This is a genomic window from Pseudoalteromonas rubra (assembly GCF_004212645.1).
Lineage (GTDB): Bacteria > Pseudomonadota > Gammaproteobacteria > Enterobacterales > Alteromonadaceae > Pseudoalteromonas > Pseudoalteromonas rubra_G.
Window position 1 is genome coordinate 38,522 of record NZ_PPUZ01000062.1, and the last position, 15,784, is coordinate 54,305.

The window sequence follows — 15,784 nt, forward strand, 5'->3', positions numbered from 1 at the left end:
CTTAGTTAACCGTAAATGCTTGTGACTTAACCAATGCTACCATGTGATCAATGTCAGGTTTAAGCAGTCTGTCTTCTTCAAGTTTGGCGACTTTGCTGCGGATCAGCGCAAAGTTCTCTTCAATCAGGTCTGAGCAAGTGTTAGGACGTCTGAACTCAATAGCCTGAGCGGCATACATCAGCTCAATGGCAAAGATTTTTTCCAGGTTGCCCAGGATCTGGTTCAGTTTACGACCAGAGATACTACCCATAGAGACGTGGTCTTCCTGGCCCATAGAGGTGGGTACGCTGTCTGCTGAGGGTGGGAAGCACAGTGACTTGTTCTCAGTGACCAAAGCTGCGGTGGTGTACTGTGGGATCATCATGCCCGAGTTCAGACCGCCAGAAGTGGTTAACAGGCGCGGCAGGCCGTGCAGACCTTCCAGCAATAAATAACAGCGGCGGTCTGAAATGTTACCCAGCTCAGCTGCGGCGATTGAGGCGTAATCCAGTACCATGGCCAAAGGCTGACCGTGGAAGCTGCCACCCGAGATGGCTTCTTCGCTGCTGATCACTATCGGGTTGTCGGTCACTGAGTTCATTTCAATCTCAGTTAGCTCTTTAAGGTGGTTGTAAGCGTTACGAGATGCACCGTGTACCTGTGGAATACAGCGCAGTGAATACGGGTCCTGTACGCGGTCGCACTCTTGGTGGTCGGCCATATTTTGCGAGTCTTTGAATAAACGACGCATCCGCTTGGCCACTTCCAGGTTACCGGCAAAGGCGCGAATTTGGTGCAGCTCTTCGCGGAACGGCGACTGGCTGCCCTGCATACCTTCGATACTCATGGCACCGGCCACGTCTGCCAGGTCCAGGAGGTAGCGCATTTTGGTCAGCGCGGTAATCGCGTGTGAGAGGATAAACTGAGTCCCATTGATCAGCGCCAGACCTTCTTTGGCGTGCAGCTCCATTGGCTCCAGGCCATGTTGTTTTAGTGCTTCGGCCGCGGGTACAATTTTGTCGCCCTGCCAGAATTCACCTTCGCCAAGCAGTGGCAGGAATAAGTGAGACAGTGGCGCAAGGTCACCCGATGCACCCACTGAGCCTTGCTCCGGCACCACTGGGATAAGGTCCAGCTCAATAAACTTCAGCATACGCTCCACGGTTTCGAGGCGAATACCTGAAAAACCCTGACTCAGCGCATGGACTTTGGTGATCAACATCAGCTTAGAAATGGGTTTAGCGATTGGCTCGCCTACCCCAACAGCATGAGTGATAAGCAGGTTTTTTTGCAGCAGATTGGTTTCTTCTGGTGAGATTTGCGTGTCGCACAGCGGACCAAAGCCGGTGTTAATACCGTACACAGCCTTGTCTGAGGCGGCCATCACTTCCACGTTACTGCGGCTGGCGTTGATTTTATCCAGCGCTTCCTGACACAGTTCGGCTTTGATGCTGCCGTCGGCAATGCCGTTGACTGTGTCCAGGTCCAGACGGTCGATACCATATCTAAACGTCATTTTATTCTCCTAAATATCATCTTGTTACATGCAGATGGTGTTTTTATCCGGCAATCCTAACTTGCTGTGGTAGTTTTATAAATGCATAATTATCGTAATTCATTCCGATATTTTCGAACTAAAAGTATCGAACTAAAAGTGCCGCACTAAAAAGTATCGAACTAAAAGTTCGAGCGAGTAAGAGGGGTCGTTTTGGTTGAACAGCGTACGTTTAACCTCGATCATCCTGAAAACAACTCCGGATATTCGGCACCCAACTCCGGATGATCAGCACCAAACTCCGGACATTCAGCACCCGCTCTGGTCATCCCGCACTTGATGCGGGAACTACCAACCGGCAACTTGGGTGTTAAATTTGACGGAAGAAATAGAGTAAGCCGGAGCATTACAAGACATAAATAAAAGAGGTGAATAGGCGTGCAGGTACAAGATGTTGATTTAAGACTACTGAGGATCTTTGTCGCTATTGTGGAATGCGGCGGTCTGTCGGCTGCGGAGTCGCGTCTGAACATCGGCCGTTCGACCATTAGTTCGCATCTGTCGGACCTGGAAGTGCGGCTGGGCCTGAAATTATGCAAACGCGGGCGCAGCGGCTTTGAGCTGACTGAGCCGGGCAGGGTGACTTATCAGGCATCTTTAGAGCTGTTACAGCAATGCGAAGCCTTTGCCAGTACTGTGGCCAGCTCTAAAAACGAACTCTCTGGAAGGGTGACCATTGCCACCATAGATACTATGGTCAGCGATCCCCGCTGCGGCGTGGCGCGGGCCATTTCGGCGCTCAAGGCGCGCGGTGGCAATATTCAGTTTGATATCCAGGTGTGTGAAGCCCGTGAAGTCGAAACCTCTGTGGTAAACGGCCGCTCTCTGGTGGGGCTGGGCGTGAGCCGCCATCAGCTGCGCGGCCTGGACTATTACCCGCTGCATAACGAGTACAACTATTTATATTGCGCTCAGGGTCACCCCTTATTTGAACTGCTCGAAGATAATGTGGCTGAAAGCGACAGTGCAAAGCTAGAGGCACTACTGGCTGAGGCTGAGGTGATCACCAGTAACTATCTGCGCGATAAAGAAGTGCGCAACGATGGCCTTAACTACCAAAACAGCGCCATTGCCTATCATGATGAAGGCATTGCCCACTTAATATTGTCCGGTGAGTTTATCGGCTACCTGCCCGAGCACTATGCCAGCTACTGGGTCGATAAAGGCATATTCAGAGCCATACAAGCAGAAAAATACGCCTATCAGATCCCGGTGATGCTGATCACGTCAAAAAGCAATACAGCGTCGCCCTTAGCCGAGGCATTAATTGAAGAAATAAAGCGAGTGCATGCGAACCACTGAGGCCAACAAAAAATGCCAGTCAGCAAAGCTGACTGGCATCTGGCGATAGTATTTTAGAGGCCAATTTAAGATGCGTGAGAAGCCTCAGAGCCGTCTTCTCTTGCGGACAGGATCATCATGGTCAGCAGGGCACCACAACACAATGCCCAGGCGATATAAATTAACCCTTCAAAATTATCATATATTAACGTCCATGACTTCATGTCGAAGTAAGACCAGGCAATATTCTCAAGCATGCCCAAAAAATACACTAACGACATGTATATGTATATCCAATGAAAAATGCCATCAAAGTTCGTAAGTTCAATTTTAGGTGACTTTGAAATTAATTTAGAAAGCTGAACTCTAAAAATCAGCACAAAAACGGTAGCAAGACTTAATATTAGTTGTGTTCCATAAATAACAGTCCCCTGAAGAAGCGGGCTTTCCGAGGGAGTTACGTAGTTTATCATACCATTTTCAAAAACAACGAATGAGACTCCAGTTACAATAAATATATAACCTGAAATATGAGTTATATTAGAGTCTTTTTTATATTTCCCATAGCATGCGCAAATGAAAAGAAATATTAGGTACTGGGGAGTTACAAGGCGATCATCCCAAAGGTGTATATAAAAAAATGCTAAGCAAGCTATGCTGAGCAAGATTAAGTTTGATAGTTTCATTCCTTATCCTTGTACGTAATCCATAGGATTATCAGGTTTTAGATCTGTACTGACTCTAGCAACTCTGGGGGGCTTTTTAGCAACTACCCCACCCGTCACTAGCTCACAAACCTTAGTGCTAAGCAGTTGCTTGTCTGAATTTTCGTTTGGTTTTTGAGCCTCTGAGAAAGCACGCCGGGGTGGCTTCTTTGCTCCAGCACAGCCTGCAACTAATGCACAGTATTTGGTGTTCAGGTGGCTTTGAGCTGTAATGTTGTTTGAGTTGGGCGTTTGCGCAGTTTCACTCGCTATTCTTGGTGGTTTGTATCCAGAGCTGCCAGAAACAAGTGCACTGGCGTCCTTAGAAAGGACTTGTTCATCTATATTAGATTCTATTTGAGCATCAGCTGCGCTTGGTCTTCGCGGCTTATAAGGACCGCGGATACGAGGTTCTGCTGGTCGATAGGGCCCACAACCCGATACCAATTCCTCTTGGCCAGTAGATAAGGTTTTTTCGTTACTCAGGTTTTGGCCTGTCCCCCGGCCTGTTAAATTAGTCAGAGAAGCCAATTTAGTGAGAAATGTAAGTGGGCATATCTTTTTCATTTTTCGTCATCCTGTAACTTTGACGCATCATGGCGGTTTAAACTGCCACTGATCTGTCTGATTTCATTGAGTAAAGAGCGTGTATCTATTTTGCATAGCATCAGCCAGCGAAAAAGCTGTTTAGACTTTATGTCACTGACACCCTGCTCATAGTTACTGATTGTCTTACGGTCACACTCTAACTTTTTTGCCATCAGTTCCTGGGATATGCCGGCGTTTTTCCTCATTGCCTTCAAATCATCGCCATCAATCACGTCCTTTTTTTCCTTTTTTATTGTAATGCGGAGACTTTTCCACATTCGAATGAACATAATCTTAACAAGAAAGTCGCAATGTTAATACAAAAAGGGAACATGTCAAACTGACTTAAGTTAGAGATATCAATTTATCTCGTTGCTATTGCAACACTAACAGCCGTGCGGGACTGTGAGTTACACGATATTTCTTAACGTTAAAAAGGTCAACAGGGCGTTTACATTGGGAGCGGTTTTTCTAACAGATTAACTCGGTGGGTGTGCCTGAAACGCTGCTTTTCAGGTGTATCTGATAAAAACACGGTCAGCGCTTGTGCAGGCCAATATACAAGCGTGTAAAAGGATTAGGCTATGAAAAACAATGCATTTGCCAGAAAACAGAGAATTAATAAGCTGATGGGACGTTTGCAGTGCAACCTGCGAAATTTGAGACATAAAAACAAGCTCTCCCAGGCTCAGCTTGCTGCTAAGCTTAACGTGGATCAGTCTACCATCAGTAATTTCGAGTCGGGCCGTTCAGTGATGACCATAGAGCACGTATACGAATTATATTTGATGTTTGGTGAAGACTTTTCCTGCCCGGATATTTTGTTTTCTGAGCAAAGTAAGGCTAATAAAAAGGATGAATGCCTTCAGGAATAAAGTCGCAGGGCAGGTTAAGTTACGGATTTATTCGCTAAAACTTGTAAGTTACATCTAATCATATAATAAAGAGACCTGGATTATTACGTAAGGGGACTGTGGCTTCAGTTCGTTTGCTGGGCTTTGCTTATTAAAAATGGCAAGCCCTTTAATTTACAAGGTTGTTTTATGAAATATTTTTGTGTTTTGGTATTTGTATTTATTGTGTATTCCGATGCATCGATCTCCAAAGAGGTTGAGATGCAAGGTTATGAGTTTACTGTTGCGCAAGTTGAGCGCTTGAAGTTTGCTGTGATGCGAGCCAGGCAATTGATATCTGATGATATCGCCGCAGGGGCCGATCCTTGCTGGGCAGTCGGAGATACCAGTAACGTTATTAAAGTCGCACCCGACAAGTTTACTCACATTAGCGTTGTGTTGCCGGGGTCAGAGGGACAAAAAAGTGAGGAAAAGTATGAGATAACACATGTTTACTATGATCAAAATGCAGCTCTTCGCTCTATAGGCTTAAAGTCGCTTGCGCGCCCTCACAGTATCGCGAGAATGGTGCAGGCATGTCAGGCTAGTGATAAGCGCTGTGCTCAGGGGTTTGAATTGCTCATAGTAAAAAATAAAACCAGTTATCATTTAAAATTTTCAAGTGACTGGGTGTTTCAGGGAGGAATGAAAACAATTGATGATGCAGAATTTAAACATGAAGGGAATGATACAATTCAGGTTGATGAAAGCTTATTACAAGGGCTTGACCTTGCTTTGCTGAATACGGGTGAAGAATCATGAGATGTGGCTATAAACAGCTGGAATATCAAATATTTACTCGACCCTTCCAAAAGACAACACTCTGGGGTTAAGTATTCTTTGGCTTGCGCCTCCTGAACTGACGGGACGCCTGAGTGAGTGGAAGTTAAGAAAACAATAAAAGGTGGCTTTGGGTTTTATACGGGAAGTGTCAAATTACGGTAGAAAACTAGAGTTTTCGAATTACAAATCTACAGATATAAAGTTACCTGTGTTGAGTAGTAGTTCGACACTGCATCAAAAGATTGTCACATTGTGTTTTTCGTCTTTAACGCACTAATCTACTCAGTGAAATATAGCTAGAGATAGGTAGCAGGTGGGCAAGTACATATAAGACCTCTTGTAACGGATTACATAACCGCCGTTGGGGCAGGCTAGGTACAATGCTAAAAACCAGACGCTTGTCTGGTTTTTTAGGTATATACCTGTGTTGTTTAACGCACTTCAAGTATTTTACGATGCGCATTTAGCCACAGGAGAGCGGCTGCATATTAACGCTCAGTGATTAGGGCTCAATGGTGGTGACGCACTGTTCAAAGTCGATGGTGTGGCAATAGCGTGAGCAGCGATCGGTTAATCTGCCGCCGGCAATGGCCGGTGTTGCATCGTTAGGTAGCTGCTTGCGGCCAGTGCTTAAAGATTTAATGCTTTTTTTGTTTAAATTGAGTTTCATCGTATTTTCCTTAATATTTCAGTTTGACTTTTGTACCTTTCATGTTCGAAGTTAACATCTGGTTATGGATTGTCAATACAGTGTGTTCCCTTTCTTTGGGATTAACCGCTAAGCGCTTAGGCTTTTGATGTCCTCATCGCTGTTGTGTTTGTGCTGAAATGTGCCCGCCAGCGCTGGTCAAGTTTAGCTGGAATTGCAAGCAGGCATACAAAGCTGGTGCAAACCAACACATCCCAGTACCACTGGGCGGTGGTATATGCATGACTCCAGGGCAGTAAAAAGTAAATCACCACGCAGTGAAAGGCGAAAACCGGTAGGGCATGCTGGCCGATAAATACCTGGTATCTCAGGGTAAAAAACCACGAAAAACGCCGCATCAGCAGCATGATAAAATACGCGCTCAGCAGCAAATTAAGCTGATAGAGCACGGAGGCGCTGCCGTGGCCCGCAAAATAGGGTTGCATCAGCTCTGGGTAGCCATGTTTAATAACAAAAAAGCAGCCCACACCGCTTAGCAGCAATATTCTCACCACAGGGGTAAATGTAAAGGTATAGCCTTTATCAAACTTCAGATAACTGAGCATCACACCCAGATAAAAATAAATCTGCCACGCGAAGGGATCAAAATGGCTAACGTTCAGGGTAATATCGCTAAACACCCGGCTAAATGGTGCTGCTAAAAACTCAGCGGTGACAAACTGGGCCAGCAGCCAGACTGACAAGGAAGTGGCAACCACATACCGGGCTTTGCCGCGTTTAAGTGCTTGGATAGCAAAAGGCAGAAATGCCATAGGCACCAGATAAAGGATCAGAATATCGTGAAAACCAGGATGCTCAAGCAGTAAGGCGGCAGACAAAACACTTTGGATAGGATTGCTAAACCAGTTAGCGGCATTAAAAAAATCAGACCACTGCGGGATATATAAAGGAAACAGCGCCACCAGCGAAAAGCAGACAACAATTGCGCTCAGATGAAACCCGTAAATGACCCAGCAGCGCCGCCATATTTTGCGTTGCATTGTTTTGTTATCACTGGCCAGTCGACCATACACCAGATAAGCCACAAACCCGGATAAAAACACAAATCCCTCGGCGGCCGACACAAACCCCAGCGGAGTACGAGTAAACTGCGTAACAAAACTGCCAAACAAGTGATTGCAGGCAATAATAATAAGCAACCAGCCTCTCAGACCATCATAGGTTAAATCTCGGCTCATGTTCTCTCCTTAAACCTTGCAGGCACAGCAAATGAAGCGCTAGCTTGTGACGCCATACAAAAGACCAGTAGGCCAATTATTGTGCCAACCATTCACAGTATTATATTTTTAGGTACAAAATTTAACCCACTGCTCGGGCATGCACAATTGAGAATGTTTAATACGCCAATCCACATTGGTTGCACATTTTCGTTTTATAAGTATCAGGACAATGACGTTATCACCTCTGAAAAACGATAAGTGAGCACTCTGATGAATATAAAAAAACTTGCTCTGTATGGCGCACTGCTGATGCCGGTGTACTCATGGGCCAATTGTACGGGGATCAATCGGGCAGATATGTCGGTTGAATATGGCATAACAGAAGATGGCTTCAGCTATGTTGCCGTGCATCCAGCGCTTACTGAGCAGACGTTGACCGCATCGGGCACTAAGTCTGCGGCAATGTTTGAATACAATGGCCAATGTGAGGTGTTTGACCTCAGTAATTACAATGGTCTGGCCGTCTACTTGCCGGAATCGGGCGGCACTTTTGATGGCTCCGGCCTGGATGCCCATCAAAGAGTAACGGGCAGCGACAACGATGACAATATTCAAACCGGCAGTGAGTATGACTTTGTTTTTTCTCATGGAGGCAACGACACGATTTTTACCCATGATGGCTATGAGTATGTTGATGGCGGTGCGGGCACAGACTGCCTGGTTGAGGGGCTGGAGGGGCCTGCCGACAGTCATATCAAAAATATTGAATCAACTGGCTGTTCCACGTTTTTAGCGCCATCAGAGGCGTTTACCCAGGCTTATGAGCGATGCGATTCTCAGCTCAATGAATTCTCAACCTATTCTTACAATGGGCTGTGGGGGATCCAGGCGATTGAGTCGGGCATTGAATTGTACATAGAGCAATATGATGACTATGTACTGGCCTACACCAAAGATTATCAGCACTGTGCCTATACCAGTGGCATACACAGCATTTCTGTCAGTCTGTCTGATGGCAATGATGTGCTGAACGCATCAGGTTCAAACCTGAACTTTACCGTGTATGGCCGTGATGGCAAAGATAGCATCACAACTGGCAGTGGGCACGATTTACTCGTTGGCGGTGCAGATAAAGACACCATCAAAGGTGGCGCCGGCAACGACTGGATCATTGGAGATTCTTTGCTTGAGACCGATCATGATGGTATTCAAATGTACCTTGGCGGCACTGAGTCCGGCGGTAATGACGATAAGCTGTATGGTGAAGCGGGTGATGATGTGCTGTTTGGCAATAAAGGCTCGGATAAACTGCACGGCGGCGATGGTGACGACCTGCTGTTTGGTAATGATGGCAGTGAAGACCGCCTTTATGGTAATTCAGGCGCTGACTTGCTGGTGGATTCCGGGGGCAGCCGCTGGAATCGACGCGCCAAATTCTGGGGCGGCAGCGGCCAGGATATCATTGTCTGTGAAGGTGGACACTGCGAGCTCAATGGCGGTGGCAGCAAAGACTTCTTAGCTGCAATTTCAACCTATTCAGATATTGGATTATACGGCGGGGATGGCGGAGACATTCTGTTTGTAAGAGGCGATGAAATCCCTAAAGGTAAAGGCGGCAGTGGTAAAGATTATTGCTACAACGAATGGGGTGACAGAGATATCTGTGACTATTTGTCCAGCGTGAACAGCAAAAGTGGCTACTTTGATGACGCGGTGCGCAGAGCCGCCAGAGGCATGTCATCACGCCATGAAGAGTCTTTGAATTTAATCCGCTTTAATGAAAGGACGGGGTACAGAAGCTTCAAACAAAAAATAGCCAACCTGGTCAGTGAAGCTAAGTTTGAAAAGTGGCTTGAGAATCGCTCAACAAGTGTGTTTGATCTGTAATTACTAAAGCAATTGTCGGGGCGGTTATGCAGCCGCCCCGATTGCAGGTGACCTTAGCCGGCCGCCTGAAATGGCGAATTGGCAATTTTGCTGGTGGAGATCTGCTCGGTCAGGTTGGTTGCCAGTGTATTCCTCGGAATATCAAAGGTTTTACCATTGAGCGCGCAGAGATCTAGCTTGTTCAGGTCAACACAATACACCTGGGGCGATTCATACAAACGCACATAAAACCTTTGCTGGCTTAGGTCCGATAAGGTGATGTACTGGGTGTAATCAAGTTCAGGTTTGAGTGACTTTTCTTCAGAGACTTCGCGGATCACGCCCAGTGGAATATCCACGGTATTTAGAATGTGTGCGGCCAGGTTGATGGCTTCATCTGTGCTGGCAACTGGCTTGGCATAGTTGACCATCATCGCGGCTCTGACAAAGCGGTGCATAGGCAGCAGACCACCCGGCAATAAGGAGAACCCGTTACCCTGACTTTGCATGGTAATGTCGTCCAGATTGCCCGGTTGTGAATGGTGCGACGAAACCGGCGTAACATTGGCATAATTTTTCAGGTTAGTGATATGCCACTGAAAATCCGGGTCATTTGTTAATACCCCGTACTGGTTGTTGTCGTGGATCTGAACCTGGTCGTTAATAAACTCAATCACTATGCTGTCGCCAAAGCGGTCATGGACCGGAAAGTGCTGATGAAACAGCTTATGTCTGGTTGCATCTGTTACTTGTACTTGCGCCTGTGGTTTGTCTTGCTGACAAGCACCTTCTGCACTGTTGGGCGCCAGTCTGTCCCGCACATCCTGGCAGCTCTGGCAGGTACTCAAAATGTAGTCTATCAAGTTGGTAACCGCTAAACCTTTGGCGGGATCGGTCACGGCTGGATAATCGGCGGCATTTTGCAACAAACAACCAATATACAAGCCCTCGGTATTAATGCCGTCTGTTGCGATAGGGCTTTTTACTGAGTCTGCAATTTGAATGTTGTAGGTTTTTGCAACCTCATCAAAGTCTAACGACTGCATGGCGACAAAGCCATACTCGCCGGTCCAGGTGAACTGGCAGTGTGCTTTTGCCCACTCACTTGGCTGGCAGTCTTTACCATCGGGATCAAACAAGTTTTGCTGATAGTGATGGCCGGGTTTTCTGAACATTAATGAGCGCCCGAGCAGTTGAGAAAACTCCTGGCTGCGCCCTACAATGATGTCGTCAAAGGTGGTTTTAATTTTGAAGTTAGTACACATATCGGATCCTTATTGTTTGTACTGTGTAAAAATGGCCTGCTACATAACAAAGCAGGCCGCTACCCGCACTACAGCGTCTTCATAAATTCAATGATCTGCCACTTTTCCTCATCGCTAAACTCGGTGCCATAGCTGTGGCCAAGGTTGGAGTTACCGGGCATGATCTGGCCATTACTGGCGTTTACTCTGAACTTGTTTAGCCCTTGTGTGGTGACATAGCCCACATTGACCGGGTCGAACTCGCGACTGCCTACCCAAAACTCGGTGACGCGCTGCTCGGGCTTTTTCATTAACTCATAGAGATTGGGCACAGAGCCGTTGTGCAAATACGGTGCGGTTGCCCAAATACCATTGAGCGGACGACCTTTGTACACCGCGCCATCTAAAACGCCATCAACACAATCGGACTCCACTGCGTCGGCACGTTTTCCACGCGCTTTGAGGTGTTGCATCACCAGGTTTTCCAGCTCTTTAACCACCGATATTTTTTGCCCGTCAGCGCCGGTTCTTTCTGGAATATTGCCAGCCTTCAGGGCGGTGGGTAAGTCTTTCAACACCAGACCGACTACCCCATTGACGGGCACATCGATGGCGTTGTCGACGGCCTGAAACTTACTGCCGATCAGAATACGTTCTTTAGTGCCCTCTAGAATCAGCGTTTTAGCCATATGGCAGGAAGCGTTATTGGCCGTTACCGGATCGGTGCCCAGCTCAGAAACCAGAGTCTGATTGGCAATATAATCCAGGTGTTCTTTTTCGCGGGGGATCAGCTGGTGACAGCTGGCGCAGGCTTGTTTATACAGCAGCTCACCTTTGGCCGCTTTTTGCGTATCTATGGTGGGCAGATACTCAACTGGCCACTGAGGTGACCTCAAAGTTTTAACCCAGGACTCAAGATAGCCCAGCCCAATCATGTCGACGGTTGAGCTGTAGCGGAACTTTTTGCCCCAGATGCGTTGCCAGACAGGCGCTTCTTCTATCTGTAATTCGCCAAATACGCCAACCACTTCGCCAATATTGCGCACCAAAGGGCCGACAATGGGGGTATTCGGAGCGGAGGCGTTCCACTGCACCACGTCTGACTGGTGGGTGCCCCACAAAAACGGATAAGACACGGGCCCGGTTGGCGTGTTTTTGTTGCTCAGGTCGTTGAGCGCAAATGCCGTACCGGCATTTTGAATATTGCCAAATGCATCTAAGCGGGCGTAGCTGGTAAAGTCTGCCGGGTAGTCATCTGGCAGGGCGTTGACGGCCTGTCTTTGCGCTGTTTGCAGTGCAACCTGTTGCAATCGCTGCTTGAGACTGGCTTTGCTGCTGTTGCTGTATTTAGAACCCAGTACATTGCGGGCAAAGCGCTCGAACTTGGCATCGTCTTTTAGTGTATTGTTGAGGGCTGCTACCAGGCGGTCGAAAAACAGCACGAAGTTGGCCAGCGTCGGCGCGCCTTCGACCAGCATCTTGGTACCTTTGTAATCAATCTGGCTGGTATGACAAGCTGCACAGGTCATGCCAACCCAGTTTTCACCGGTTTTTTGGTTACTGTGCAGGGCAAAGCCAATGGGCAGTCCCCCGGGGTTACGCTCGCTTGCTTTGCTGGGCAGATAGCGTAAAAACTCCATGTGCTCGCTGTGGCGGAACAGTTGCTGGTTGTCGGCTTGTTCCAGCCAGACAAACCAGGTGTAGGGAATGATCTGCGACCCCTGTCCGGTAAACCAGAAATCTTCGCGGATTTTGTCGCTCCAGCCCTGATCTAACCACACTCGCTTGGGCACATCGCCATGCTCGGGGGTCACATCTATTGGATCTGCGGGTACTGTATGACGGTTGGTTGTACAGCCAACTAAGACCAGCAGGCTGGCCGCGCTCAGGGCTGCGATAACAGGTAACTTGCTCATTGGTTTTTCCTTGCGCTCAGAGAGAGACAAAAGAATAGTGACAGGGCAAGCGTTTGGCTATTACAGCTAGTTACATGTCAGGCGTGTTACCTGTTGTGATTTAAAGGGAGTGTGGGGTTTGTGGCTGCGCTTATCTCAGCAGCCATTTACGGAGCACTTCTAACACCCAGTCCCGGTGTTTGAGCACAAAACGATTTTTCGGCAGCCAGCTGCTGGAATACAACACCGTTTTGGCTTTCGAGAAAGTTAAAAACCCTTCGTAACCATGATAATGGCCCATACCCGAATGGCCAATCCCGCCAAAGGGCGCATCGTCTGCGACCACATGCATGGTGGTATCATTAATGCTTATCCCGCCGCTGTGGGTGTGGTTGATAAGGCGGTCAATCACAGCCGGGTTGTTTGACATAATGTACAGGGCCAGTGGGCGAGGGCGCTCCGTAATATACGCGATTACCTCATCTAAGCTTTCGTAGCTCATAACGGGCAATAAAGAGCCGAATATCTCTTCTTTAAGCACCGCCATATCGTCACTGAGGTTAGTCAGCAAATGCGGGTATACGCGTTTTTCGTCACCCGGCTCCAGTGCTTTGACCGCATGCACTTCGGCACCTTTGGCCTTTGCATCATCCAGTAATTGCATTAAGCGGTCGTGCTGGCGCTGTGAAATAATATGACTTTGCTGATTGCGATTGTTGCTGTTCAGATGATATTCGGTGTAGCGCGCAATAAAGATTTCAATAAAGGTGTCCAGACGCGACGTCGGCACAAAAATATAATCCGGTGCCACGCAGATCTGCCCTGAATTGATAGACTTGCCCATGATCACCGCATCCACGGCAATCTTCATGTCGATTTGCTCATCGATAATGGTCGGTGACTTGCCCCCCAGCTCCAGGGTAATGGGCGTGAGATTGTCGGCTGCGGCCTTGGCAACCTGTTTGCCAACGGCGGTAGAACCCGTGAATATCAGATGATCAAAGGGCAGTGCAGAGAATGCCGCGCCAATCTCTGCATCGCCTTCCACTATGTGCACATGGTCGCTGATGTCTTCAACAATGGTACGCAGCACCTGGTTGGCGTGGGGCGTAAACTCACTCATTTTGATCATCACCCGATTGCCTGCCGCCAGCGCCTGAATAGTCGGGCCCAGCGCAAGATAGAACGGGAAATTCCAGGGCGTGACAACGCCAACTACGCCAAGAGGTTGATAATGCACCTTTACTTTAGAGGGGGCGAGCATTAGCCCGGCGTGGCGCTTAGAGGGCTGCATCCATTTTTTCAGGTGTTTAATGGCATAATTGATAGCAGCTATGGTTGGCATGATGTCTGCAAAAAAGGTATCGAATTCACTGCGATAGCCGTAATCTTTGGATAATGCCTGGTAAATCTGCTGCTCGTGATTGATCAGTGACCGCTTGAGTTTTTTGAGCACCGCCACACGCTGTGCATGGTCCGGCGCAGGATCGCGGCGATAGGCCGACTGCATAGCCTGAAAATTCATCGTTAGCAGCGTGTGTTCAGATACTGTGCTCATATCGCTCATTGTTAGAGGCCTTGTTGTCTCGGTTGTTAGCAAAACGGTTTACCTGATAATAACCCTGATACGCAGAGGTGTGAATAAAAGCTCTAAAATTGAGCAAAAATAGTTTCTTTCCCTGCTGTTGACTGAGCGCGTTTTTGCCAGCAACCCTGAACAAAATGGGTAAACTGTGCGTAATATAGGATGAAGCCCAAATACAGGAGTGAAGTGTTGAACAATAAATCGCGTCGTGTTCCGGCCAGTCGCCTGAGCAGGCTGGCCCATTTTGGAGGTCTGGCAGGTAAAGTGGCATCCAATGTGATGATAGCCGGGGCCAAGCAAGCCTTGAGTGGTCAAAAAACCAGTCGCACTGAGCTATTGCTGCAACCGGGCAACATTAATGCGGTCGCTGAAAAGCTGTCTCATTTACGTGGTGCGGCGATGAAGCTGGGCCAATTATTGTCAATGGATGCCGGTGAGCTGCTGCCCCCTGAGTTGTCTGCTTTGCTGGCGCGACTCAGGGCCGATGCCGCGCCTATGCCACATAAGCAGTTGGTTGCCACTTTTGCCAAAGAGCTAGGCCCCGACTGGCTGGATAAATTCAGCCATATCGAACTGAACAGCTTTGCCCGTGCCTCGATAGGGCAAGTGCATAAAGCCACCTCTGAGCAGGGTCAGAAACTGGCCATCAAAGTGCAATATCCGGGCGTTGCCGACAGCATTCACAGTGACGTTGATAACGTGGTGAGCCTAATCAAACTCAGCGGACTGCTGCCTAAAACGCTAAACATTCAGCCGCTGGTTGAAGAGGCCAAATTACAGCTACTGGCAGAAACCGATTACTTCCTCGAAGCAAACGCGCTCAATGGGTTTGCACAGGCACTGTCTGATAACCCGCATTTTAAAGTACCGGGCAGCTACCCATCGCTCAGTACCCGGCATTTGCTGACTATGGAGTTTGTTGAGGGAGAGCCGCTGGAAAACATGGTCACTTTGCCACAGCAGACTCGGGACGAGCTGGCCTTTCGATTGATTGAATTGTTTTTCATCGAGATGTTTGAGCTGGGTATGATACAGACAGACCCAAATCTGGCTAACTATCAGTACAACCGCGCAAGCGGGCAGATTGTACTGCTCGACTTTGGGGCAACCAGAACCATATCGCCCGCATTGCGTCAGGGCTATAAAAAGCTACTCAGGGCCGGTGCCGAACAAAACCGCGAGGCGCTGAAACAAGCGGCCTGTGAAATAGGCTACTTCGCAGATGATATAGACGGGCACTATCAGCAGGCGGTGTTGTCTTTGTTTGACCTGGCTATCTCGCCACTTAGATCTTCTACGGCGTTTGATTTTGCCGCCAGTGGGCTCGCTAAACAAATCAGTGAGCAGGGCAGGCAACTGAGCATGCAATCCAGGCAGTGGCACACGCCGCCGGTAGATGCCTTGTTTATCCATCGCAAGCTAGCGGGTTTATATTTAATCGCTGCCAGGTTAAAGGCAAAAGTGGACCTCAGGCCATTATTGGGATTGATATCTGATTAACGTATTCTGCCTGTGAATATTGATAACTCATTGAGCTCAAAT

General features: G+C 48.1%; 14 protein-coding genes. 5 read left to right on the top strand and 9 right to left on the bottom strand.

Annotation, left to right across the window (positions count from 1 at the left end; genetic code table 11):
• Position 1: 1 nt before the first annotated feature.
• Positions 2-1,495 (bottom strand): histidine ammonia-lyase, encoded by a 1,494-nt coding sequence (gene hutH, locus C3B51_RS19365; RefSeq protein ID WP_130246100.1) that lies wholly within the window; start codon positions 1,493-1,495, stop codon positions 2-4.
• A 417-nt stretch (positions 1,496-1,912) separates the two neighbouring features.
• Here hutH and C3B51_RS19370 point away from each other — a divergent pair, with 417 nt between their 5' ends.
• Positions 1,913-2,836, top strand: coding sequence for a LysR family transcriptional regulator (locus C3B51_RS19370; protein WP_125717958.1), 924 nt, complete (start codon positions 1,913-1,915; stop codon positions 2,834-2,836).
• 65 nt (positions 2,837-2,901) lie between these two features.
• Here C3B51_RS19370 and C3B51_RS19375 read toward each other — a convergent pair whose 3' ends face one another.
• Genes C3B51_RS19375 through C3B51_RS19385 form a run of 3 tightly spaced genes read right to left on the bottom strand, consistent with a single transcriptional unit; the run spans position 2,902 to position 4,397 of the window.
• Entirely contained in the window at positions 2,902-3,501 is a 600-nt protein-coding gene (locus C3B51_RS19375) for a hypothetical protein (protein WP_130246101.1), read from the bottom strand.
• Between the two features lie 3 nt (positions 3,502-3,504).
• Positions 3,505-4,086 (bottom strand): hypothetical protein, encoded by a 582-nt coding sequence (locus tag C3B51_RS19380; protein WP_130246102.1) that lies wholly within the window; start codon positions 4,084-4,086, stop codon positions 3,505-3,507.
• Positions 4,083-4,397: a helix-turn-helix domain-containing protein gene (locus tag C3B51_RS19385; protein WP_346427734.1), complete on the bottom strand. Its 315-nt coding sequence runs from the start codon at positions 4,395-4,397 to the stop codon at positions 4,083-4,085. The genes C3B51_RS19380 and C3B51_RS19385 overlap by 4 nt, the downstream gene beginning before the upstream one ends.
• A gap of 294 nt (positions 4,398-4,691) precedes the next feature.
• Here C3B51_RS19385 and C3B51_RS19390 point away from each other — a divergent pair, with 294 nt between their 5' ends.
• A complete protein-coding gene (locus tag C3B51_RS19390) occupies positions 4,692-4,982 on the top strand; it encodes a helix-turn-helix domain-containing protein (protein WP_125717949.1) in 291 nt (96 codons plus the stop codon).
• A 168-nt stretch (positions 4,983-5,150) separates the two neighbouring features.
• On the top strand, positions 5,151-5,762 hold the full coding sequence (locus C3B51_RS19395) for a hypothetical protein (RefSeq protein WP_130246103.1): 612 nt from the start codon (positions 5,151-5,153) through the stop codon (positions 5,760-5,762).
• A 523-nt stretch (positions 5,763-6,285) separates the two neighbouring features.
• Here the strand turns inward: C3B51_RS19395 and C3B51_RS23635 are convergent.
• Both C3B51_RS23635 and opgC read right to left on the bottom strand, forming a co-directional pair.
• The gene (locus C3B51_RS23635; RefSeq protein ID WP_165389203.1) at positions 6,286-6,453 is read right to left on the bottom strand and encodes a hypothetical protein; all 168 of its coding nucleotides are present in this window, start codon (positions 6,451-6,453) and stop codon (positions 6,286-6,288) included.
• Positions 6,454-6,569: 116 nt separating this feature from the next.
• Positions 6,570-7,670: an OpgC domain-containing protein gene (opgC, locus tag C3B51_RS19400; protein WP_130246104.1), complete on the bottom strand. Its 1,101-nt coding sequence runs from the start codon at positions 7,668-7,670 to the stop codon at positions 6,570-6,572.
• Positions 7,671-7,922: 252 nt separating this feature from the next.
• Here opgC and C3B51_RS19405 point away from each other — a divergent pair, with 252 nt between their 5' ends.
• A complete protein-coding gene (locus tag C3B51_RS19405; RefSeq protein ID WP_130246105.1) occupies positions 7,923-9,539 on the top strand; it encodes a calcium-binding protein in 1,617 nt (538 codons plus the stop codon).
• Positions 9,540-9,592: 53 nt separating this feature from the next.
• Here the strand turns inward: C3B51_RS19405 and C3B51_RS19410 are convergent, their stop codons facing one another.
• From C3B51_RS19410 to C3B51_RS19420, 3 genes are all read right to left on the bottom strand, one after another.
• Complete coding sequence (locus C3B51_RS19410) at positions 9,593-10,783, bottom strand: linear amide C-N hydrolase (RefSeq protein ID WP_130246106.1); 1,191 nt, start codon at positions 10,781-10,783, stop codon at positions 9,593-9,595.
• A gap of 68 nt (positions 10,784-10,851) precedes the next feature.
• Entirely contained in the window at positions 10,852-12,678 is a 1,827-nt protein-coding gene (locus tag C3B51_RS19415) for a di-heme-cytochrome C peroxidase (RefSeq protein ID WP_130246107.1), read from the bottom strand.
• 130 nt (positions 12,679-12,808) lie between these two features.
• Positions 12,809-14,215 (bottom strand): coniferyl aldehyde dehydrogenase, encoded by a 1,407-nt coding sequence (locus C3B51_RS19420; RefSeq protein ID WP_165389204.1) that lies wholly within the window; start codon positions 14,213-14,215, stop codon positions 12,809-12,811.
• Positions 14,216-14,431: 216 nt separating this feature from the next.
• On the opposite strand from C3B51_RS19420, the gene C3B51_RS19425 reads away from it, so the two are divergent.
• Positions 14,432-15,742, top strand: a complete 1,311-nt coding sequence (locus tag C3B51_RS19425; protein ID WP_430929849.1) for an ABC1 kinase family protein — start codon at positions 14,432-14,434, stop codon at positions 15,740-15,742.
• Positions 15,743-15,784 lie beyond the last annotated feature (42 nt).